The sequence below is a fragment of the Sulfuricystis multivorans genome, from assembly GCF_003966565.1.
Taxonomy (GTDB): Bacteria; Pseudomonadota; Gammaproteobacteria; order Burkholderiales; family Rhodocyclaceae; genus Sulfuricystis; species Sulfuricystis multivorans.
This window is the reverse complement of sequence record NZ_AP018718.1, coordinates 1945732-1965481: the sequence shown is the minus strand read 5'-3', so window position 1 is coordinate 1965481 and position 19750 is coordinate 1945732. Positions and strand designations below refer to the sequence as shown.

Below are 19750 nucleotides of genomic sequence, written 5' to 3'. Positions count from 1 at the left end.
TGTCTCGGTCGCTGCGCTCCGTGCGCCTTGCATCTGGCCATCCTCGTGACGTTTTTCAACGGCCTGGTAAAGCTGCCATTTTCCCTCAGAAACGGACTCGATGGCAGCCCGGATTCATTGCCCGCCTTGTTTGAAGCGCGCCGGATCGAGATCGTGGCGCGCCAGTAGCTTGTAAAACTCGGTGCGGTTGCGGCGGGCGATGCGCGCGGCTTGGGCGACATTGCCACAAGTGGATTTCAGCAGTTGCACGAGGTAGTCGTATTCGAACGCCCGGCGCGCGTCATCGAAGGCGGCCATTTCCCGTGCGTTTTCCTCTGCCAGCAGGCGTCTGACCAGCGAGGCGGGGACGAGCGGGGTGACCGCCAGCGCCAGCGCCTGTTCGACGATGCTGCGCAGCTGACGCACGTTGCCGGGCCAAGGCGCCTCGCAGAGCAGGCTCATCGCCTCGGGGGAGAACGCCTGGGCGGTCTTGCCGCCCGCCTGTGCGGCGAAATGCGCGACGAGCAGCGGAATGTCGCCACGCCGCGCAGCCAGACCGGGAACTGTCAGCATGTTGCGCATCAAGCCGTAGTAGAGATCGGCACGAAAGCGCCCTTCATGGACGGCGGCTTCCAGCGTTTGTCCTGCCGTCGCGATCAAGCGCACGTTCGTGCGCCTGCCCCCGAACAGGTCGGTCGTGCCGATGCGCGCCTGCAGCCGGGCTTGCAGGTTCGCTGGCAGGCGTTCGATGTCGTCGAGCAGCAAGCTGCCCTCGTGATCGAGCGCAGCATCGAAGCGTGCGCTGGCGTCGGCGTCGGCGCTGGCGGCGCAGGGCAGGATCCGAAACGGCTGAGCGGCGCGCGCACCGCAGCGGTGGATCGCGCGCGCCAGCAATTCCTTGCCGCTGCCCGGCGGTCCTTTGAGCAGCAACGGCCGCGGGTCGTCGGCAAGACGATGGGCGGCGCGCAGCAGCTCGTCCATCGCCGGATCGGCGGAGACGATCCCGCCGCGCCAGGCTGCATTGGCGCGTTCCGGTGCGATCGGCGGCGACAGGGCGATCGCTGCGGCGATGCGCGCCAATAACTCGCGGCCATCGAAAGGCTTGGTGAGAAAGCTGAACACGCCGCGCTGTGTGGCTGCGACCGCATCGGGAATGGTGCCGTGGGCGGTGAGGATGATCACCGGCACGCTCGGCGCTTCGGCATGCAGGCGCTCGAACAGCGCATGGCCATCCATGCCTTCCATGCGCAGATCGGTGACGACGGCACGCGGCCGTTCGGCACGGAAGATCTCCAGCGCTTCCTTTCCGGATGCTGCCTTGGCAACCGTATAACCCGCCGAAGAAAGTCGCATGCCGATCAGCGCGAGAAGATCGGGGTCGTCGTCGACGACCAGGATGCGGGCGCCTTGTACCGTGCTCATCGGCGGATCGCCCTTTTCAGGGTTTCGCGGTCGATGCGCCGCAATGCCTCGACCTTCTTTTCGAGGTCGGCGACCTTGGCTTCGAGCATCTCGACCTTGCGCTGCTCATCACGCAGCCGGCGCTGACGTTCGGCCAGCTGATCATGCAACTTCTGTTTTTCTTCTTCGTCCCGGTGTTGGAGCTCGGCGAGCTGTTGCAGGAGTTGCAGCTTTTCGTCTTCGGCTTTGCGCAGCGCTTCGCGTAGCCTTTGCGACTCGTCCGGCATCGCATCGCCCTGGCCGGGCAGATTGGTGCAGCCACCTCCCAGCAGCAGGACAGCCAAGCAAAGGATGCGCAGGGGGCTCATGGCAATTCGGCGGTGAGGGGCAGGGTGACGCGGAAATGCGTGGCTGCCTCGTCGGAAAGATATTCGAGCATGCCGCGATGGGCGACGGCGAGCTCGCGGGCGATCGCGAGACCGAGGCCGACGCCGGCGACCGATTTCGCCGCCGTCCCGCGGTAGAACGGCTCGAAGATCATTTTACGCTCCTCCTCGGGCACGCCCGGCCCTTCGTCGAAGACGTCGAGCACCGCATTCTGCATGTTGCGGGAGAGCTCGATGCGCACCGTGCCGCGCGGTGGTGAGAACTTGACGGCGTTTGACAGCAGGTTGTCGATGATGGTGGTGATCTCCTCGCGGCCGCCGACGAGGGTCAGCGGCGCGAGCCGGCCGGTGATGCGCAGATGCTTGTCGCGCGCGGCGAGCTTGTGGGTCGCCAAAATCTGCTGGACCAGCTCGTCGAGCCGCAGGCTCACGGGTTCGATGCGCTCGCGCACGTGCTCGGCCTGCTGCAATTTGAGCAGGCCGTCGATCAGCGCCTGCAGCCGCAGCACGTTGCCCTGCATGATCGCGGCGATCTGATCCTGCTGGATCGACAGTGGTCCGGCGACGCCATCGGCGAGCAGGCTGCTGCCCTCGCGCAGCGCGGCGAGCGGGGTTTTCAGCTCGTGCGAGACGTGACGCAGGATGCGCGTGCGCTCTTCCTCCAGGGCGAGCATGCGCCGGCGCAGCCACTCGAGCCGCTTGCCGATCCAGCGCAGATCGTTGGTGCCCTTGAGCTCGATCGGCCGTTCCAGCAGGTTGTTGCCCAACGCGATTACGGCGCGCTCGACGCCACGAAACAGTTGCGCGACCGTGCGCTGCCCCGCCCAGAACAGCAACAGCGCGGCAAGTAGCGCCAGCGCGATGGCGATCAGCAGCTGCTGTTGCAGCCGTTCTGCTTCGTTGCGGAAGGTCTGGCGTTCTGCTTCGCTGAGCCGGTCGATCTCCTTGATCAGGCCGCTGATACGGTTTTTGAGGGCCTCGAATGTGTTCAGCATCGGCTCTACGTCAGGTGCGTCGGCCAACAGCGGGGGCTGTGCGGTGGCTTCGAGTGTGCGTATGGCGCTTACCTCGTCGCTCAGCGAAGCAAGCAGCGGCAGACGGACGAGTTCATCCAGATGCGAGCTCCATTCCTTTTGTGCCAGCAGATAGTCGTCGATCAGCGACCGGTCCTGCAATGCCTCGTATTGCCGCAGCAGGCGCTCCATCGTGAGGATGTCCTCGTCGAGTTCCCAGGCCAGCCGCGCGGCTTCGGCCGTCTCGAGCATCGAAATTGCGCTGCGTTCGCTCAGTCCTTTCAGGCTCACCGAGGCGAAGGCGATCGCAATCAGGAGCGGCAGGGCCGTCAGCAGCCAGCCGGTCAGGATCAGACGCAGGAAGGAGCGCGGATACAGGTTCATCGGCTCGCAATGGTAGGAAAACGACTCGCCCGGAAAAAGTGTCGGGTATCGACGACAGTGGCAACACTTTACCGCATCGCTCAGGATGCGCTCCGCGGCCTGCTGCCAGGAAGGCCGTCCTCTGCCGCTCGGATACGAGCGGCGTTCGTCACATCGAGAAAAAGGAGTCGTCATGAAACGAAGAAAAATCTTGTGCGCATGGGCATGCAGCCTGGCCTGTCTGCCCGCACTGAGCCAGACCGCTCTCGCCGCCCCGCCGGCCGGGCGCTTGCTCGCCTCGAACTGCTTCCAGTGCCACGGCACCAATGGCAGCGGCGGTGTGGAGAAGCTCGCCGGCAAGTCGGCCAGCGAAATCGTCAAGGAGCTCAAGGAAATGCAGCTGAAATCGACACCGAAGATGATGGACAAGCACGCGCGCGGCTATACCGATGCCGAGATCAACCAGCTCGCCAATTACCTGGCGACGCTCCGCTGAGGGGGGAACGGACCATGATCGATCGCAGGAAATTCATCCAATGGGCCGGCGCCTCGGGCATCGCGTTTTCCTCTGTCGGCTGGAGCCTGCTGGCCCGCGCGGACAGCAAGAAGAAGAACTCCACCAAGACCGGTACATCGACCGGTGTGCCTGCCAATACCGGCATCAAGGGGCGGGTGGTCGTGATCGGCGGCGGTATGGCCGGTGCAACGGTGGCCAAATATCTGCGCTTGTGGGGCGGCACCGGTGTCGCCGTCACGCTGATCGAGCGTGATTCGGCCTATACCTCGAACATCATGAGCAACCTGGTGCTCAACGGCAGCCGCACGATCGGCTCGCTGCAATACGGCTATGGCAATTTGTCGAGCCGTTATGGTGTGAAGGTCGTCCAGGGCGAGGTGCTGACCATCGATCCGGTCGGCAAGAAGGTCGTCCTCGCCGGCGGCACCAGCCATGCCTATGACCGGCTGGTGATCGCGCCGGGTGTCGATTTCGACATCCTGCCCGGCCTGGAATCCTCCGCTGCGCAGGCGAAGGTGCCGCATGCCTGGAAGGCCGGCCCGCAAACCACCGCGTTGCGCAACATGATCACCGCGATGCCCAACGGCGGCGTCTTCGTGATGAGCATCCCGGCCAAGCCCTACCGCTGTCCACCCGGCCCCTACGAGCGCGCCTGCGTCGTCGCCGATTGGCTGAAGACTAACCGGCCGGGCTCGAAGGTGATCGTGCTCGATGCCAACCCGGGCATCACCGCCGAAGTGAATGCCTTCACCGACGCCTTCTACAACGTCCATGCCGACGTGATCGAGTATCAACCAGGGGTGACGATCACCAGCGTCGATGCGACGACGATGACGGTCGATACCAGCATCGGCAACATCCGCGCCAACGTGCTCAATCTGATTCCGCCGCATCGCGCCGGCAAGGTGATTTCGGCCAACGGCCTCACCAACACCGCGGACGGGCGCTGGACCAAGGTCGATGTGCTGTCCTACGAATCGACGACCGCGCCGGGCATCCACGTCATCGGCGACGCCTCGGCGACGACACAACCCAAGGCCGGCCACATCGCCAACCAGGAAGCCAAGGTTTGCGCCGACGCGATCCTGCGTTTGCTCTCCGGCCTGGCGCTCGATCCGTCGCCGCACACCAACTCGGCCTGTTACTCGCCGATCACCGCGACGACCGCTTCCTGGCTGACGGCGAACTACCGCTACGATGCCGCGACGGCGTCGATGGTGCCGGTGCCCGCCTCCTCTGGCGAAGCGGCGGCGCGGTCGACGAAGAACTTCGACGAGATGGGCAAGTGGTTTGCCGCGCTGATGGGAGACACCTTCGCATGAGGCATACGCGCGGCTTCACGCTCCTCGAACTGCTGGTGGTGGTCGCCATCATCGGTCTGCTCGTCGCCTACGTGGGGCCGCGCTATGCCGCCCAGCTCGGCAAGTCCGAGATCACCGCGGCCCGCGCCCAGATGGAGGCGCTAGCCAAGGCGCTCGATACTTACCGTCTCGATACCGGCCATTATCCTTCTGCGGCGCAGGGGCTCGCGGCTCTTCGCGAGCGGCCGGCCGGCGAGGCGAAGTGGAACGGTCCCTATCTGCAAAAGGACGTGCCGGCCGATCCTTGGGGCCGGCCTTATGTCTATCGGGTGCCCGGCCGCAAGGGCGATTACGAGCTGCTCTCGTTGGGCCGTGACGGCGTGCCTGGCGGCACGGGCGACAACGCGGACATCGCATACTGAGATGCGCTTCGCGGTGCGTGCCCTCGCCGATCGACGTATCGTCAGCCTCGACGTGGAGGCCGCCGATGCGGCGGCGGCACGCGCGCAGGTGTTGGCGCAGGCGCTGCGCCCCTTGTCGGTCGTGCCGGTGCAAGGCTTGCTCGCGAGGCGGCGCAGCGTCTTTCCGCTGGCCTTGTTCAGCCAGGAGCTGCTCGCGCTGCTCGAAGCCGGCCTGACACTGACGGAAGCCATCGAGGCCTTGTGCGACAAGGAAGCACGCAGCGAAACACGCGCCGTGTTCGAACGGCTGCTGCGCGATCTGCGGGAAGGGCAACGTTTTTCCACGGCCCTGGAACGTCAGCCGGAGCATTTCCCGGCGCTCTACATCGGCCTGATGCGGGCAGCGGAACGCACGTCGAGCTTGCCGGTCTCGCTGGCGCGATATCTCGAATACCATGGCCAGCTCGACGCCGTGCGGAGTCGCGTGGTCAGCGCGATGATCTACCCGGCGATCCTGATGGTGGTCGGCGGCGCGGTCGCGGCCTTCCTGCTCGGCCACGTCGTGCCGCGCTTTGCCGGCATTTACCAAGGCACCGGCCGCGAGCTGCCTTGGCTATCGCAGCAGCTGATGGCCTGGGGCAATTTCGCTGCCGCGCATGGGCGGGAGCTGGCGCTCGCCGCAATGTTTCTCCTGGCCGTATCGATCGTCGGCGCCAGAGCTTGGTGGCTGAGCGGTGCCGCGCAACGCTTCGCGCGCCGTCTGCCCGGCATCGGCGCGACGCTCGTCATGGTCGAGCTCTCTCGGCTCTATCTCGCGCTCGGCACGCTGCTCGAAGCTGGCTTGCCGATCCTTCAGGCGCTGCGGCTCAGCGAGGGGCTGCTGACGCCGGAAACATTGTTGCGCCATCGCGCCGCCACCGCCGCGATCGAACGCGGCGAGAGCGTCTCGCAAGCCTTTGCAGCCACCGGACTCGCGACACCGGTCGCATTGCGCCTGTTGCGCGTCGGCGAGCGCAGTGGCCGGTTGGGCGAAATGCTCGGCCGCGCGGCGCGCTTCCACGACGGCGAGATCGCCCGCCGCATCGATGTCTTCGCGCGCGCGTTCGAGCCGCTGCTGATGGCGGCGATCGGTCTCATCGTCGGTACCATCGTCGTGCTACTCTACCTGCCGATATTCGATCTCGCCGAAAGCCTGCAATGAACGCGCCGCTCGAGGCCCAGCTCCGCGAAGAGATCGATTTCCCGATCCTCTCGCTTTATCAACTGCACCGGCTGCAGCCGTTGTTCGGCCGCGTGCCTCTCAGTGAGGCCCGGGCGCGACGCTGTGCGCTGTTGCGCGACGGCCGGCGGGTCGTCGGCGTTTCCGACGATCCGCTCGATGCCGACCGACAGCGTTGGCTCGAGGCGCGCGCCGGCCGCCCGCTCGAGTGGTATCTCGCCCGACCGGAAGACCTCACCGCCTGGCTCGACAGACAGGCGGAAGCGACGAGTTCATTGGCAGACCTCGCCCAGGAGAAACTCGGCGCTGGCAAGACGGCACCCCGCGAGGCAGAGGTTGACGCGGCCCATGCCGCTGATGAGGCGAGCCCCATCGTGCGGCTCATCAATGCGACGTTGCACGATGCGCTGCGGCTCGGTGCCAGCGACGTCCATATCGAGGCGACGCCGCACGGCCTGGTGGTGCGTTACCGCATCGACGGCGTGCTCGAACGGATCGCCGAGGCGGCCGGCCGCGATACCGCCGAGCAGGCGATCTCGCGTCTCAAAGTGCTCGCCGAGCTGGACATCGCCGAGCGGCGCATCCCGCAAGACGGCCGTTTCACGGTGCGCTTCGCCGGCCGACGCGTCGATCTGCGGCTGTCGATCATGCCGAGCATCCACGGCGAGGATGCCGTGTTGCGTATCCTCGACAAACGCCGGCTGGTGGCCGACGGCGAAACGCTGAGCCTCGAACGGCTCGGCTTCGCTGCCGACGAGCTGGCCCAAATGCGTGCTCTGGCGGTGCTGCCTTACGGGATGCTGCTGGTCACGGGACCCACCGGCAGCGGCAAGACGACGACGCTCTACGGCGTGCTGGCGGAGATCCACGACGGTCGCGACAAGGTGATCACGATCGAGGACCCGGTCGAATACGAGCTTCCCGGCGTGCTGCAGATTCCCGTCAATGAAAAGAAAGGGCTCACCTTCGCCCGCGGCCTGCGCTCGATCCTGCGCCACGATCCGGACAAGATCATGATCGGCGAGATTCGCGACGCCGAGACCGCCGAGATCGCCGTGCAATCGGCGCTGACCGGGCACCTGGTGCTCTCGACGGTGCATGCCAACGATGTCTTCGACGTCTTCAACCGCTTCGCCCATCTGGGCATCGATCCCTATGCCCTGACTTCGGCGCTCAACGGTGTCTGGGCGCAGCGCCTGCTGCGCACTGTCTGCCCGCACTGCGCCGAAGCCGCGACACCTTCCTCACGCGCGCTCGCCGCATTGCGCCTGCCTGCACAAGCCGCCTGGGATGGCTTGCGCCGGGGCAGGGGATGCGGCGAGTGTCGCGGTACCGGCTATCGGGGCCGTCGGGCGGTCGCCGAGATCCTGGCGCTCGACGATCGTCTGCGAGCCCTGATAGCCCAACGGGCGCCGCTGGCCGAGATCAAGGCCGAGGCGCGCCGACAGGGCATGCGTAGCCTGCGCGATGCCGCCTTGCAGCTGGCCCGTGCCGGGCAGACGACCCTCGAAGAGGTGGCGCGTGTCACGCTTCAGACCTGAACCCGTCGAATGGCACGTGCCGCGGCGCGGCGCGCTGCCGCTCAGCGACCCGCCGCGGCCCGGGGCGGCCATCGAGATCAGCGTCTCGGATGCGCTGGCCCGTTACTGGATCCTCGATTGCCCCGCGGGGCTCGCCAGCGTGGCCGAACTCGACCTTTATGCCGCGGAACGTTTTGCCGCGCTCTTTGGCGAGGATCCCGCCCGCTGGGTGCTGCGTTACGATCCCGACCCGACCGCGCGCGCCTGGCTCGCCTGCGCATTGCCGGCGGCAGTGGCCGTCGATCTGCCGCGTCGGGCGGCCGAGCGAGGTTGGCGGCCGCGCCGCATCCAGCCGCAATTCGTGCGCGCCTACAACCGGCATTGCCGCCGCCTCGAGCGCACGGTGGCGTTTTGCCTGGCGGGAGAAGAGAGCACGACGATCGGCCTGATCGTCGATGGCTGCTGGCGCAACGTGCGCGTCCATCCGCCGCTCGATCGCAGCCGGGCCGACTTCGCCACGTTGTTGCGCCGCGATTGCCGGCAGGCGGGCCTGGCCGAAATTTGCCCGCCGCCGGTGATCGTTGGCCCACTCGCGCAGGTGACGGCATGAAGCCTTTGGCCATCGACTTCGCTCCGCCGCCGCCGGTATCCACGCGGATGCGCTGGATCGCCGGTGCCTTCGGCATGCTGGTGGTGATCATCGGCGCCTCGGTTTGGGGGCTGACCAGCCCGGTCGAGGCCAGCCACATGGCGCAAGCCCAGCCGCCCAGCCTGCCGGCCAGCGAGGCCGTGCAGGCGGCCGACCGGGCGATCCGCGAACTCAACCTGCCTTGGCCGGAAGTGCTCGCCGTGTTGGCGGATCATTTCGGGACGCCGCACGCAGCCGTGCTGGAACGCGCCGAGGCGGATATCGCGCATGCCAGCGTCCGCTTGAGCGGCGAGGCTCGTAGCCAGGCGGTCGTTCAGGCCTTGCCCGGGCACTTGCGTAGCGCGACGCCGATCGCCGAGGCCACCCTGCTCGGCGTCGAGCGCAGCGAAGACCCCGACTGGCCGGTGCGTTTTTCCCTCGAGCTGCATATCCGGGAGGCGCGGTGAAGTTCCGTCTTGCCTGTCAGCTCGTCTGGCGCCGCTACCGCTGGCCGGGGCTTTTCTCTATTACGGCCTTGCTGGCGCTGCCGACCTTGGCCTTGACCGGTCTCACGGCGCCGGGGCCGGCGATCGTCGCGGCCAGCGACGACGGCAGCCAACGCAGCCAGGCGCATTACCTCGCCTTCCGTGCCCTGCTGATCCCGCGCAGCGAGCTCGAAGCGCGGCAAAACGCAGTCATCGATCTGGCTCTGCAGCATGGCCTCAAGCCCGGCCGCATCGAGTTCGGTGTCGAGCGCGACGACGCCGGCGGCTTCGAGCGCGCGACGCTGGCCTTGCCGCTGCGCGGCGATTATGTCGATTTGCAGAAGTTCCTTGGCGCCGCGCTGTTCGCCGAGCCGGCGCTGGGCGTCGCGGAACTCGTGCTGCAACGGGATGTGACCGCCCGTGGCGTCGATGCCCGGCTGCGTCTCGTGTTCCTCCTGCAAGCCACCGAGAACGGTCGCCCATGAGCTCGTCGCGTCTGCCCTGGCTCGCCCTGACGCTGATCGCGGTGGCGCTCGTCGCGGCCTATGGTGAAGCTTCCACGCCAACTCCGTCATCCGCGCAGGCCGAGCGCCTGCCCTACCTGCGGGCATTGGCAGCGCGCAAGGCCCTGCCCGCGGCGAGCGGCGACCCCTTTGCCACGGCCGCCATCGCGCCTGTGCCGGCGGCGGCGACGGAAGACCTGCCGGGTGCCGTCGCACCAGCGCCGAATCTTGCACCGAGCCTGCCGTGGCGCGTGATCGGCAAGCAACATGACGAGCGCGACGGCTGGGCGGTATTCCTCGCGCGCGGCGCGGAAACCCTCGTGGTGCGCGTCGGCGATACCTTCGACGCGCGCTATCGGGTGGTCGCGATCCAGCCCCCGGCACTGACCTTGCAATCGCTCGACCGCCACGAGCGGCTCACCCTCGACATCGGAGAAGCCCAGGAATGAAGCATCTTTCCGCCCTTTGCGTCACCCTCGCCCTGCTCACCGGCTGCGCGACGACCTCGGCACCCCTGCAGGAAGGCCGCCGCCTCGCCGAGCAGGGCCGGCTCGAAGAAGCCCTGCCGCATTTCGAAGCCGCCTTGCGTGAAGCGCCGGACCGTGCCGAGGCGCGTATGGCCGTGGCGACGACGCGCGAGCGTCTGGCCGCGCGCTGGCTGCATGAGGCCGAAGTGGCGATCGAGGCCGGGCGGCGCGCCGAGGCCGATGCGCAGCTGGCGCGCGTGCTGGCGCTCGATCCGGGCAACGAACGCGCCCGCAAACTCGTTGCGACGGCCCGGCAGGAACGACGCCGCGCCCAATGGCAAGCCGAGGCCGAGGCCGCCTGGGCGCGTGGCGACGCCGAAGCCGCCCTCACCCGGCTGCAGGAGATCCTCGTCGAAGCACCGCGTGACGAGGCGGCGCTCAAGCTGCGCGAGACCATCGAGGCGACGCTGGCGAGCAAGCCGCCCGCGCAGGATGCCAAGCTCGGCGCAGCACTGGCCCGGCCGGTATCGATCGAATTCAAGGACGCTTCGTTAAAGCAAGTGTTCGAGGTGCTCGCCCGGACCTCCGGCATCAACTTCGTGTTCGACAAGGATGTCCGGGTCGACGCACCGACGACGATCTACCTGCGTCACGCGACGGTGAAAGAGATCCTCGATGCCGTGCTGCTGGCGCACCAGCTCGAGCGGCGCATGCTCGACGACGGCACCTTGCTCGTCTATCCGAACACGCCGGCCAAGGCGCGCGACCATCAGGTCTTGACGATCAAGACCTTTTACCTCGCCAATACCGAGTCGAAGACCGCGCTGGCAACGTTGCGCACCATCCTGAAGGCGAAGGACGTCGTCGCCGACGAGAAGCAGAACCTGCTGGTGATGCGCGACACCCCCGAGATGATCCGTCTCGCCGGCAAGCTGCTCGCGGTGCATGACCTGCCCGAGCCGGAAGTGATGCTCGACGTCGAGATCCTCGAAGTGAAACGCAGCCGCCTGCTCGATTTGGGCATCCGCTGGCCGGACTTGTTGACGCTGACGCCGCTGGCCAGCGCGGCCAACGGCCTGCTGACGCTTGCCGACATCAAAAACGCCACCTCGCGCACGCTCGGCGCGACGATCACGCCGCTGAGCATCTCGGCCGGCCAGGGCGATGCCGACATCAACCTACTCGCCAATCCTCGCATCCGCACGCGCAACCGCGAGACGGCCAAGATCATGATCGGCGATCGCGTGCCGAACATCACCACCACGGCGACCGCGACCGGCTTCGTCGCCGAGTCGGTGCAGTATGTCGAGGTCGGTCTCAAGCTCGAGGTGCAGCCGACCATCTACCTCGACAACGAAATTGCCATTCGCATCAATCTGGAGGTGAGCAACATCGTCGATCAGGTGAAGACCAAGACCGGCACGCTCGCCTACCAGATCGGCACGCGCAATGCCTCGACGGTGCTGCGCCTGCGCGATGGCGAGAACCAGGTGCTCGCCGGCCTGATCAGCGATTCGGAACGCAGCAGCGCGAACAAGGTGCCGGGCCTGGGCGAGATTCCCATCCTCGGTCACTTGTTCAGTGGTCGCACCGAGGATGGTCAAAAGACCGAGCTGATCCTTTCGATCACGCCGCGGCTGGTGCGCGGCATGACACGCCCGGCGCTGGCGCGCAGCGAATTCGATTCCGGGCCGGAGGGCAGTCTGCGCGCACCGGCGGCCGACCTTTCCACCTACACCGAGGTCGTACCGGCCCAGGCGCAGCCTGCAGCGGCCGAGGAGCAGGCCAAATGAGACGGCTTTCCGGCTTCACGCTGATCGAGCTGGTCGCCGTGCTGGCGATCCTCGGTGTGCTCGCCGGCATCGCGCTGCCGCTCGCCGAGGTGTCGGTGCAGCGTCAGAAAGAACAGGAATTGCGCCGCGCGCTGCGCGAGATTCGCGATGCCCTCGACGCTTACAAGCGGGCCGCCGACGAGGGGCGCATCGTCCTGCCCGCCGGCGCGAGCGGTTATCCGCCCAATCTGCAGGTCCTGGTCGCCGGCATCGAGGATGCCAAGGATGCGCGCCGACGCAAAATTTATTTCCTGCGCCGTCTGCCGCGCGACCCACTGTACCCCGATCCAACGGCCGAGGCCGCGGCGACCTGGGGCAAGCGCAGTTACGCCAGCGAGCCAGATATGCCGAAGGAAGGAAATGACGTCTATGACGTCTTTTCCCGCTCCCCGGCGATCGGACTCAATGGCGTCCCTTACCGCGAATGGTGAAGCCAAGATGTATGGGCGCGGCTTCACGCTGATCGAGCTGCTCGTCGTGCTGGCGATCCTTGCCCTGCTGCTGTCGTTGGCCTCGCCGAAATACGTGCGCAGCGTCGATGCCGCGAAAGAGGCCGTGCTCGCGGAAAACCTGCGCATCACGCGCGCGGCGATCGACCGCTTCCATGCCGACCGCGGCCGTTATCCGGCCTCGCTCGACGAGCTGGTCGCCCGCCGCTATCTGCGCGACTTGCCGGTCGATCCGCTGCTGGACAGCGCTACCACCTGGCGGCTGGTCATCGTTCAGAGCGAGAACGGCGACACCGGCGTCATCGACCTGAAAAGCCGCGCCAGCGGGATCGGCCGGAATGGCAAACCCTATGCGCAGTGGTAACGGGCAAGCCGGCTTTACCTATGTCGGGCTGCTGATCGCCGTCGCGCTGATCGCGCTGACGGGGATGACGGTGCTGGAGGTTGGCACGCAACTGCAGCGGCGCGCGCAGGAAGCGGAGCTGCTGGCGATCGGTCAGGAATTCCGCGCGGCGCTGAAAAGTTATGCCGAGGCCACGCCGCTGGGCCAGCCCGATGCGCCGCAGGAGCTCGCCGAGCTGTTGCGCGATCCACGTCATCCCGGCACCAAACGCCATTTGCGGCGCATCTATCCCGATCCGCTCACCGGCAACAAGACCTGGGGAGTGGTGCGCGCCCCGGACGGGCGCGTCCTCGGCATCCATAGCCTCGACACGACGCCAACCCTGCGGCGCAGCGGGTTTCCCGTCGGGCTGGAGGCGTTCGCGCAGGCCCACCGTCATGACGAATGGGTCTTCGCGTTGCAGCCTGTTCCCATCGGCGCAGCGGCCAGTGTGACAGTGGCACGGCACTGAAAGCCGCATCGGCGCTTCGTCTTGTCGTGGTTTGGCGACAGTGGCGGCTGGCCGTTCGAACGCGCAAGATCGCAGCAGCTTCGGTTTTTGCTTGCGTGTGGCGCCAACGACAGGAGAGTTCGATGACAGCCCGACTACCCACTTCCCTTGCAACCCCGCCGCGGGCCGCGGTCTTGCAAATGCCGGCGCGTGTGCCGGATGGTCTGGACACGGATGCGTTGATGCGGCTCGTGCAGGACAATCTCGAGGCGGCACGACGGCAGGGCGCGAGCGATGTCCATTTCGAAGCGACAGGGCTCGGCCTGGTCGTGCGCCAGCGCATCGATGGCGTGCTCGAAACCGTCTGCGAACTGGCTGGACGCGAAATCGCGGCGCAGGCGATCGCGCGGCTGAAGACGTTGCTCGGCATCGTCAATGGTGCAGTGCGCGAGGGGCATGGCGAGATACGGCTGAACGGTCTGCGCGTGCCAGTGCGGTTGTCCATCCTGTCCGGCCGGCACGGTGAGGACGCGATCCTGAGCATTCGCGACAAGCCCCGGCTGGTGCCTGCCGGCGAGGCGCTGGAGATCGAACGGCTCGGTTTCGCCAGCACCGAACGCGCCCACCTGCATGCGCTCGCTGCGCAGCCTTACGGGCTGGTGCTCGTCGCCGGCCCGTCGGGCAGCGGTCGCACGACTACGCTCTACGCGATGCTCGCCGAATGCGACGGCGGCCGCGAAAAAACCATCTGCATCGAAGCATCGGCTGGTCCTGCGATGCCGGGCATTCTGCAGACTGCGGTTGTCGGCGGCCGGCAAGGCGGGATGAGCGCTGCGCTGCGTGCCGCGCTGCGCCACGATCCCGACCGGATCGCGATCGATCCGCTCATCGATGCCGCGAGTGCCGAACTGGCGCTGACCGCGGCTCAGGACGGTCGGCGTGTGCTCGCGGCGGTGGGTGGCAACCATGTCCTCGATGCGCTGAACCGTTTCTTGCATTTCGGTGTCGATGCGACGGCGCTGGGCGAGGCACTCAATGGCATCGTCGCCCAGCGGCTGCTGCGCACGGTCTGTCCGCATTGCGCCGAACCGGTCGTGCCCTCGGCCGCCGAGCTCGCGGCGCTCGCGTTGCCGACCGAAGCGGCGATCGGCGCCTTCCGTCGCGGCCGCGGCTGTGGCGCTTGCCGCACGACCGGCTATCTCGGCCGGCGGGCGATCGCCGAGATTCTCGTGCTCGACGAAGGCTTGCGCACGCTGATCATCGAGCGTGCGCCACTGGCCACGATCAAAGCCGAGGCACGCCGGCAGGGCATGCACAGTCTACGCGAGGCCGCTTTGCAGCTGGCACGCGCCGGGCTCACCACGCTGGACGAAGTGGCACGCGTCACGCGCCAAGTATGACGGAGCGGGGAATCAGCCGATTTCCGCGGCGATGAACGCTTGCGCTGCGGCGGTGCGCGGCTGGTGGAAGAATTCCGCTGCCGGCGTCTGCTCGACGAGCCGGCCGTTTTCCAGATAGATCACCTCGTCGGCAAGCCGCCTGGCCTGGCCGAGATTGTGCGTGGTCAGCACGATCTTCGTGCCGCTGGCGGCGATTTCGGCGATGATGCGCTCGACTTCGCGGCTGCTTGCCGGGTCGAGGCTGGCGGTGGGTTCGTCGAGAAACAACACTTCGGGCGCCAGCGCCCAGGCGCGCGCCAGCGCGATGCGCTGCTGCTCGCCACCCGATAGGCGCCGTGCCTGACGCTGGGCGAGATGCGCGAGACCGACGCGTTCGAGTACTTCTTGCGTGCGGCGCCGGCGCTCGTCCGCCGGGACACCGCGCAGCTTCAGTCCGTAGCCGACGTTCGCCGACACGCGGCAGCGCAGCATCACCGGGCGCTGGAACACCATGCCTTGGGTCCGCGGTTGCGGCCAGATCACGCGACCGGCGCTAGGACGCAACAGTCCGTGCATCAGCCGCAGCAGGGTGCTCTTGCCGGCGCCGTTGGGGCCAAGGATTGCCGTGCGGCCAGCGCCGAGTTTTGCATCGATGCCGGCAACCCGCGTGATGCCGCGCTCGATCAGCGTGAGGCCGTCGAGGACGAGCCAAGGGCGAGTCTGGTCGTTCATCCCCAGCGCCGTTGCGCCCATTGCCGGAAGCCGTAGGCGACGGTATTCAGCGCCAGCGCCAGGGCGACGAGGATGAAGCCGAGCGCCAGCGCGAGCGGCAGGTCGCCCTTGCTGGTTTCCAGTGCGATCGTGGTGGTCATCACGCGCGTCACCCCTTCGATGTTGCCGCCGACGATCATCACCGCGCCGACCTCGGCGATGGCGCGGCCGAAGCCGGCCAAGGCAGCGGTGGTGAGCGAGAAGCGCGCATTCCACAGCAGCGTGAGACTGGCCCGCAGCCGGGGGGCGCCGAGGCTGCGCAGCTGTTCGCGATATTCGCGCCATTCGTCCTCGATCACCTGGCGCGTCAGCGCGGCGACGATCGGCGTGATCAGCAGGGTCTGCGCGACGATCATCGCCGGCGGCGTGAATAACAGCCCGAGGCTGCCCAGTGGTCCGGCGCGCGAGAGCAGCAGATAGACGAGCAGGCCGACGACCACGGGTGGCAGGCCCATCAGGCCGTTGATCAGCACGATCAGGCTACGCCGCCCCGGGAAACGCCCGACCGCCAACAGCGCACCGAACGGCATGCCGATCAGACAGGCGAGCAGCGTGGCACTCAGACTGACCTCGAGGCTCAAGGCGACGATCGCGGCAAGGCGGGCATCGCCGTCGAGGATCAGCGCGCCGGCGAGCGCGAAACTGTCCGCAATCGTGCTCATGGCTTGGCGTTCGGAAAGAACACCTGCTCACCGCCGATCCGGTAGTCGGCGATCGCCTGCTGGCCTGCTGGCGAGACGAGCCAATCGATGAACAGCTGCCCCTCGCGCCACTTGACGTGCGGATGCCGGGCAGGGTCGACGAGAATGACGCCGTATTGGTTGCAAAGGCGTCTATCCTGTGCGACGAGGATCGCCAGCTCGCCGCGGTTTTTGAAATTGAGCCAGCTGCCGCGATCGGCGAGCAGATAGGCATCGAGCGCGCTGGCGATGTTGAGTGCCGCGCCCATGCTGGCGCCGGTATCGCGGTACCACGGCCCTTTGACCCGCTCGAGATCGACGCCCGCCAGCTGCCAGTAGCGCAATTCGGCTGCGTGGGTGCCGCTTCTGTCGCCGCGTGAGACGAATGGCGCCCGGGCCTTGGCAATGCGGCGCAAGGCGGCGAGGATGTCCCGGCCGGCGGCACCGGCCGGATCGCGCTGCGGGCCGACGAGGATGAAGTCGTTGTACATCACTTCCAGCCGCTTCACACCATGACCTTCGGCGATGAACTTCTCTTCGGCGGCCCGGTCGTGCACGAACACCACATCGGCATCGCCGCGTCGCGCCAGATCGAGCGCCTGGCCGGTGCCGAGGGCGACGACGCGCACATGGATGCCGCTGGCCTTTTCGAAGGCTGGCAGCAGATGGCCGAACAGGCCCGACTGTTCGGTCGAGGTGGTCGAAGCGACGGTGATGAACGCTACCTCACCCCAGGCCAGGCCAGCCCAGCCCAGCAGCGCAAGACAGGCCAGGATCAGTCGAGACGGGTATCCAGTCCGCATTCGGCCATGTCGGCGGCGCGTAGCTGCGCTCTTGCCTTGTTGAGCGTCTCCTGCCATTCGGCTTGCGGATCGGAGTCGGCGACGATGCCCGCGCCGGCCTGCACGAAGATGCGGCCGTCCTTGACGATCGCGGTGCGAATGGCGATGGCCAGATCCATGTCGCCGGTAAAGCCCAGATAGCCGACCGCACCGGCATAGATGCCGCGCTTCGTCGGTTCCAGCTCGTCGATGATCTCCATCGCGCGCACCTTCGGCGCGCCGGAGACGGTGCCGGCCGGGAAGGTGGCCTTCAAGACCGAGACCGGCCCCTCGTCGTCTTTGAGCTCGCCTTCGACGTTGGAAACGATGTGCATCACGTGCGAGTAGCGCTCGATGATGTAGCTGTCGGTGACCTTCACCGAGCCGATCTTCGCGATCCGGCCGATATCGTTCCGGCCCAGATCGAGCAGTTGCAAATGCTCGGCACGTTCCTTCGGATCGGCCAGCAGCTCGGCGGCGAGCGCGGCATCTTCCGCCGCGCTGGCGCCGCGCTTGCGGGTGCCGGCGATCGGCCGCACGGTGACCTTGCGCCTGCCATCCTCGGTTTCGAGACGCACGAGGATTTCCGGCGAGGCCCCGACCACCTGGAAGTCGCCGAAATCGAAGAAGAACATGTACGGCGATGGGTTGAGCGTTCTCAAGGCTCGATAGAGCGCCAGGGGACTCGCTGCAAAAGGGCGGCTCATGCGCTGCGAGAGCACCACCTGCATGATGTCGCCGTCGATGATGTATTGCTTTGCCCGCCGCACCGCATCCTGGAAGGCTTGTTCGGAGAATTCGAAACTCGGCGCTTGCGGCACGGCATGGCAATCCGCCGGCAGTTTCACCGGCGCGCGCAGCCGGCCGATGAGCTCCTTGAGCCTGGCTTGCGCCTGTTTCCAGGCACCGGGAAAGCCGGGTTCGGCATAGACGACCAGGGTGAGTTTTCCCGAGAGGTTGTCGACGATCGCGATCTCCTCGCATAACAGGAGCAAGATGTCGGGCACGCCGAGTGGATCGGCCTTTTGCACATCGGCGAGTTTCGGCTCGATGTAACGCACCGTGTCGTAGCCGAAATAGCCGACCAGCCCGCCGGTGAAGCGCGGCAGATTGGGCATCTCCGGCACCTTGAAGCGCGCCATGAACTCGGAAATGTAGGACATCGGGTTGGTATGCTCGCGCCGCTCGGCCACCCGGTTGCCGGTGAGCAGCAAAATCGTCGAACCGGTCACGGCGATGCGCGTCGGCGTGGTCAGCCCGATGAACGAATAGCGGCCGAAACGCTCACCGCCTTGCACCGATTCGAGCAGAAACGAGTGCGGGCCGTCGGCGAGCTTCAGATAGATCGACAGCGGGGTGTCGAGATCGGCGAAGGTCTCGAGGGTGACCGGGATGCGGTTGTAGCCCGCGCGGGCCAGACGGTCGAAATCGGCTTCATTCATGAGGACAGGCGTTGTGCGGCAGCGATGAGGCTTTCGACTATAGCATCGGCCGAAAGCCCGCGCACATCCTGTCCTTCGTTGTAGCCGTAGGGCACCAAAAAGATCTTGCACGCTGCCGCTCGGGCGGCATGGAAATCATGCACTGAATCGCCGATCATCAGCGTATCGGCCGGTGAAACATCGAGACGCCCGCAGGCCCAGACGAGCGGCATCGGGTCGGGTTTGGGCTTGGGCAGCATGTCGCCGGCCACGGTGACGGAGAAATATGGCGCCAGATGCGTGCGTTCGAGCAGCGGCAAGGTGAAATCCTTCGCCTTGTTGGTGATGACGCCCAACGGCAGTCCCATGGCCTTGAGCGCGGCAAGCCCCTCGATCGCGCCGGGAAAGGGTTTGGCGGCGCGGCCGTTGAAATGGGCGTAATGCTTCTTGAAACTCGCCAGCGCCTCGGGGGGGGGCGGTGTCGGATCGTCCGCCGCTTCGAGATTGCCGGCGAGCACGCGCTTGACGAGGTTCGCAATGCCGCGGCCGACATAGGCGCGAATGTCCTCGATGGCCACTGGCGGGCGGCCGAGATCGGCGAGCATGCCGCAGGCGGCGGCATGCAGATCCAGCACGGTGTCGAGCAGCGTACCGTCCAGATCGATCAGGACGGCCTTGATCGCGGGCATCAGACCTTTGCTAGCTCGGCGCGCATCTCGCCGATGATCGAGTCGTAACGGTGTGGGTCGTTGGGGTTACGCCTGCCGAACACGGCCGAGCCGGCGACGAAAGTGTCGACGCCGGCGCGGGCGACTTCGGCGATGTTCGCCGGCCCCACGCCGCCGTCGATCTCGAGCTCGGTGGCCAAGCCCCGCTCCTCGATCATCTTGCGTACGCGGCGGGCCTTTTCGAGCACGTAAGGGATGAACTTTTGCCCGCCGAAGCCGGGGTTGACCGACATCAACAGCACCATGTCGAGCTTTTCGATCGTCCATTCGAGCACGTCGAGCGGTGTGGCCGGATTGAACACCAGGCCCGGCTTGCAGCCGGAATCGCGGATCAGTCCGATGGTGCGGTCGATGTGCTCGGAGGCTTCCGGATGGAAGGTGATGTAGGTCGCGCCCGCCTTGGCGAAGTCGGGGATGATGCGGTCGACCGGTTTGACCATCAAATGCACGTCGATCGGCGCGGTGACGCCATGCTTTCTGAGCGCCTCGCAGACCAGCGGGCCGATGGTCAGATTCGGCACGTAGTGGTTGTCCATCACGTCGAAATGCACGATGTCGGCGCCGGAGGCGAGCACGTCATCGACTTCCTCGCCGAGTCTGGCGAAGTTGGCCGAAAGGATCGAGGGAGCGATGCGATAAGTGGGCTTAAGCAT

At 66.6% G+C, this 19750-nt stretch carries 23 protein-coding genes; 14 read left to right on the top strand and 9 right to left on the bottom strand.

Annotation, left to right across the window (positions count from 1 at the left end; translation table 11 throughout):
• Window positions 1–114: 114 nt before the first annotated feature.
• Genes EL335_RS09880 through EL335_RS09870 form a run of 3 tightly spaced genes read right to left on the bottom strand, consistent with a single transcriptional unit; the run spans window position 115 to window position 3163 of the window.
• Entirely contained in the window at window positions 115–1401 is a 1287-nt protein-coding gene (locus tag EL335_RS09880) for a response regulator (RefSeq protein ID WP_126446477.1), read from the bottom strand.
• Entirely contained in the window at window positions 1398–1748 is a 351-nt protein-coding gene (locus EL335_RS09875; RefSeq protein WP_126446475.1) for a hypothetical protein, read from the bottom strand. The genes EL335_RS09880 and EL335_RS09875 overlap by 4 nt, the downstream gene beginning before the upstream one ends.
• Window positions 1745–3163, bottom strand: coding sequence for a sensor histidine kinase (locus EL335_RS09870; protein ID WP_172600077.1), 1419 nt, complete (start codon window positions 3161–3163; stop codon window positions 1745–1747). The genes EL335_RS09875 and EL335_RS09870 overlap by 4 nt, the downstream gene beginning before the upstream one ends.
• Before the next feature lie 172 nt (window positions 3164–3335).
• Here EL335_RS09870 and EL335_RS09865 point away from each other — a divergent pair, with 172 nt between their 5' ends.
• From EL335_RS09865 to EL335_RS09800, 14 genes are all read left to right on the top strand, one after another.
• Entirely contained in the window at window positions 3336–3638 is a 303-nt protein-coding gene (locus EL335_RS09865; protein WP_126446472.1) for a c-type cytochrome, read from the top strand.
• Window positions 3639–3652: 14 nt separating this feature from the next.
• Window positions 3653–4981: an NAD(P)/FAD-dependent oxidoreductase gene (locus tag EL335_RS09860; RefSeq protein ID WP_284155325.1), complete on the top strand. Its 1329-nt coding sequence runs from the start codon at window positions 3653–3655 to the stop codon at window positions 4979–4981.
• Complete coding sequence (gene gspG, locus EL335_RS09855) at window positions 4978–5382, top strand: type II secretion system major pseudopilin GspG (RefSeq protein WP_126446469.1); 405 nt, start codon at window positions 4978–4980, stop codon at window positions 5380–5382. Before EL335_RS09860 ends, gspG begins: the two co-directional genes overlap by 4 nt.
• 1 nt (window position 5383) lies before the next feature.
• Window positions 5384–6562, top strand: a complete 1179-nt coding sequence (locus tag EL335_RS09850) for a type II secretion system F family protein (protein ID WP_126446467.1) — start codon at window positions 5384–5386, stop codon at window positions 6560–6562.
• On the top strand, window positions 6559–8121 hold the full coding sequence (locus EL335_RS09845) for a GspE/PulE family protein (protein ID WP_126446465.1): 1563 nt from the start codon (window positions 6559–6561) through the stop codon (window positions 8119–8121). The genes EL335_RS09850 and EL335_RS09845 overlap by 4 nt, the downstream gene beginning before the upstream one ends.
• Complete coding sequence (locus EL335_RS09840; protein ID WP_126446463.1) at window positions 8102–8710, top strand: hypothetical protein; 609 nt, start codon at window positions 8102–8104, stop codon at window positions 8708–8710. Before EL335_RS09845 ends, EL335_RS09840 begins: the two co-directional genes overlap by 20 nt.
• On the top strand, window positions 8707–9195 hold the full coding sequence (locus EL335_RS09835; RefSeq protein ID WP_126446461.1) for a hypothetical protein: 489 nt from the start codon (window positions 8707–8709) through the stop codon (window positions 9193–9195). The genes EL335_RS09840 and EL335_RS09835 overlap by 4 nt, the downstream gene beginning before the upstream one ends.
• Window positions 9192–9698 carry a hypothetical protein gene (locus EL335_RS09830; protein WP_126446459.1) on the top strand — a complete coding sequence of 169 codons (507 nt, stop codon included), beginning with the start codon at window positions 9192–9194 and terminating at the stop codon, window positions 9696–9698. The genes EL335_RS09835 and EL335_RS09830 overlap by 4 nt, the downstream gene beginning before the upstream one ends.
• Entirely contained in the window at window positions 9695–10165 is a 471-nt protein-coding gene (locus EL335_RS14500) for a hypothetical protein (RefSeq protein WP_284155324.1), read from the top strand. Before EL335_RS09830 ends, EL335_RS14500 begins: the two co-directional genes overlap by 4 nt.
• On the top strand, window positions 10162–11976 hold the full coding sequence (locus tag EL335_RS09820; protein WP_126446457.1) for a secretin N-terminal domain-containing protein: 1815 nt from the start codon (window positions 10162–10164) through the stop codon (window positions 11974–11976). Before EL335_RS14500 ends, EL335_RS09820 begins: the two co-directional genes overlap by 4 nt.
• Window positions 11973–12446 carry a type II secretion system protein gene (locus tag EL335_RS09815; RefSeq protein WP_126446455.1) on the top strand — a complete coding sequence of 158 codons (474 nt, stop codon included), beginning with the start codon at window positions 11973–11975 and terminating at the stop codon, window positions 12444–12446. The genes EL335_RS09820 and EL335_RS09815 overlap by 4 nt, the downstream gene beginning before the upstream one ends.
• Window positions 12421–12828: a type II secretion system protein gene (locus tag EL335_RS09810; protein ID WP_126446453.1), complete on the top strand. Its 408-nt coding sequence runs from the start codon at window positions 12421–12423 to the stop codon at window positions 12826–12828. The genes EL335_RS09815 and EL335_RS09810 overlap by 26 nt, the downstream gene beginning before the upstream one ends.
• Window positions 12803–13318, top strand: coding sequence for a type II secretion system protein (locus EL335_RS09805; protein ID WP_126446451.1), 516 nt, complete (start codon window positions 12803–12805; stop codon window positions 13316–13318). Before EL335_RS09810 ends, EL335_RS09805 begins: the two co-directional genes overlap by 26 nt.
• A gap of 122 nt (window positions 13319–13440) precedes the next feature.
• Entirely contained in the window at window positions 13441–14697 is a 1257-nt protein-coding gene (locus EL335_RS09800; protein ID WP_172600076.1) for a GspE/PulE family protein, read from the top strand.
• Window positions 14698–14709: 12 nt separating this feature from the next.
• Here EL335_RS09800 and EL335_RS09795 read toward each other — a convergent pair whose 3' ends face one another.
• Genes EL335_RS09795 through rpe form a run of 6 tightly spaced genes read right to left on the bottom strand, consistent with a single transcriptional unit; the run spans window position 14710 to window position 19750 of the window.
• A complete protein-coding gene (locus EL335_RS09795) occupies window positions 14710–15408 on the bottom strand; it encodes an energy-coupling factor ABC transporter ATP-binding protein (protein WP_126446448.1) in 699 nt (232 codons plus the stop codon).
• The gene (locus tag EL335_RS09790) at window positions 15405–16109 is read right to left on the bottom strand and encodes an ABC transporter permease (protein WP_126446445.1); all 705 of its coding nucleotides are present in this window, start codon (window positions 16107–16109) and stop codon (window positions 15405–15407) included. Before EL335_RS09790 ends, EL335_RS09795 begins: the two co-directional genes overlap by 4 nt.
• Window positions 16106–16930 (bottom strand): ABC transporter substrate-binding protein, encoded by an 825-nt coding sequence (locus tag EL335_RS09785; RefSeq protein ID WP_126446434.1) that lies wholly within the window; start codon window positions 16928–16930, stop codon window positions 16106–16108. Before EL335_RS09785 ends, EL335_RS09790 begins: the two co-directional genes overlap by 4 nt.
• A complete protein-coding gene (gene trpE / locus EL335_RS09780; RefSeq protein WP_126446432.1) occupies window positions 16903–18390 on the bottom strand; it encodes an anthranilate synthase component I in 1488 nt (495 codons plus the stop codon). The genes EL335_RS09785 and trpE overlap by 28 nt, the downstream gene beginning before the upstream one ends.
• Window positions 18387–19058, bottom strand: coding sequence for a phosphoglycolate phosphatase (locus EL335_RS09775; RefSeq protein WP_126446430.1), 672 nt, complete (start codon window positions 19056–19058; stop codon window positions 18387–18389). Before EL335_RS09775 ends, trpE begins: the two co-directional genes overlap by 4 nt.
• Window positions 19058–19750, bottom strand: a complete 693-nt coding sequence (gene rpe / locus EL335_RS09770) for a ribulose-phosphate 3-epimerase (protein WP_126446428.1) — start codon at window positions 19748–19750, stop codon at window positions 19058–19060. Before rpe ends, EL335_RS09775 begins: the two co-directional genes overlap by 1 nt.

What these genes read in the sequence shown, in the direction of transcription:
- EL335_RS09790 (WP_126446445.1), bottom strand. Translation starts at nt 16,109, where the DNA reads ATGAGCACGATTGCGGACAGTTTCGCGCTCGCCGGCGCGCTGATCCTC.
- EL335_RS09815 (WP_126446455.1), top strand. Translation starts at nt 11,973, where the DNA reads ATGAGACGGCTTTCCGGCTTCACGCTGATCGAGCTGGTCGCCGTGCTG.
- trpE (WP_126446432.1), bottom strand. Translation starts at nt 18,390, where the DNA reads ATGAATGAAGCCGATTTCGACCGTCTGGCCCGCGCGGGCTACAACCGC.
- EL335_RS09835 (WP_126446461.1), top strand. Translation starts at nt 8,707, where the DNA reads ATGAAGCCTTTGGCCATCGACTTCGCTCCGCCGCCGCCGGTATCCACG.
- EL335_RS09865 (WP_126446472.1), top strand. Translation starts at nt 3,336, where the DNA reads ATGAAACGAAGAAAAATCTTGTGCGCATGGGCATGCAGCCTGGCCTGT.
- EL335_RS09880 (WP_126446477.1), bottom strand. Translation starts at nt 1,401, where the DNA reads ATGAGCACGGTACAAGGCGCCCGCATCCTGGTCGTCGACGACGACCCC.
- EL335_RS09860 (WP_284155325.1), top strand. Translation starts at nt 3,653, where the DNA reads ATGATCGATCGCAGGAAATTCATCCAATGGGCCGGCGCCTCGGGCATC.
- EL335_RS09785 (WP_126446434.1), bottom strand. Translation starts at nt 16,930, where the DNA reads ATGCGGACTGGATACCCGTCTCGACTGATCCTGGCCTGTCTTGCGCTG.
- EL335_RS09795 (WP_126446448.1), bottom strand. Translation starts at nt 15,408, where the DNA reads ATGAACGACCAGACTCGCCCTTGGCTCGTCCTCGACGGCCTCACGCTG.
- EL335_RS09810 (WP_126446453.1), top strand. Translation starts at nt 12,421, where the DNA reads ATGGCGTCCCTTACCGCGAATGGTGAAGCCAAGATGTATGGGCGCGGC.
- gspG (WP_126446469.1), top strand. Translation starts at nt 4,978, where the DNA reads ATGAGGCATACGCGCGGCTTCACGCTCCTCGAACTGCTGGTGGTGGTC.
- EL335_RS09775 (WP_126446430.1), bottom strand. Translation starts at nt 19,058, where the DNA reads ATGCCCGCGATCAAGGCCGTCCTGATCGATCTGGACGGTACGCTGCTC.
- EL335_RS09820 (WP_126446457.1), top strand. Translation starts at nt 10,162, where the DNA reads ATGAAGCATCTTTCCGCCCTTTGCGTCACCCTCGCCCTGCTCACCGGC.
- EL335_RS14500 (WP_284155324.1), top strand. Translation starts at nt 9,695, where the DNA reads ATGAGCTCGTCGCGTCTGCCCTGGCTCGCCCTGACGCTGATCGCGGTG.
- EL335_RS09800 (WP_172600076.1), top strand. Translation starts at nt 13,441, where the DNA reads ATGACAGCCCGACTACCCACTTCCCTTGCAACCCCGCCGCGGGCCGCG.
- EL335_RS09870 (WP_172600077.1), bottom strand. Translation starts at nt 3,163, where the DNA reads ATGAACCTGTATCCGCGCTCCTTCCTGCGTCTGATCCTGACCGGCTGG.
- EL335_RS09850 (WP_126446467.1), top strand. Translation starts at nt 5,384, where the DNA reads ATGCGCTTCGCGGTGCGTGCCCTCGCCGATCGACGTATCGTCAGCCTC.
- EL335_RS09875 (WP_126446475.1), bottom strand. Translation starts at nt 1,748, where the DNA reads ATGAGCCCCCTGCGCATCCTTTGCTTGGCTGTCCTGCTGCTGGGAGGT.
- EL335_RS09805 (WP_126446451.1), top strand. Translation starts at nt 12,803, where the DNA reads ATGGCAAACCCTATGCGCAGTGGTAACGGGCAAGCCGGCTTTACCTAT.
- EL335_RS09845 (WP_126446465.1), top strand. Translation starts at nt 6,559, where the DNA reads ATGAACGCGCCGCTCGAGGCCCAGCTCCGCGAAGAGATCGATTTCCCG.
- rpe (WP_126446428.1), bottom strand. Translation starts at nt 19,750, where the DNA reads ATGCTTAAGCCCACTTATCGCATCGCTCCCTCGATCCTTTCGGCCAAC.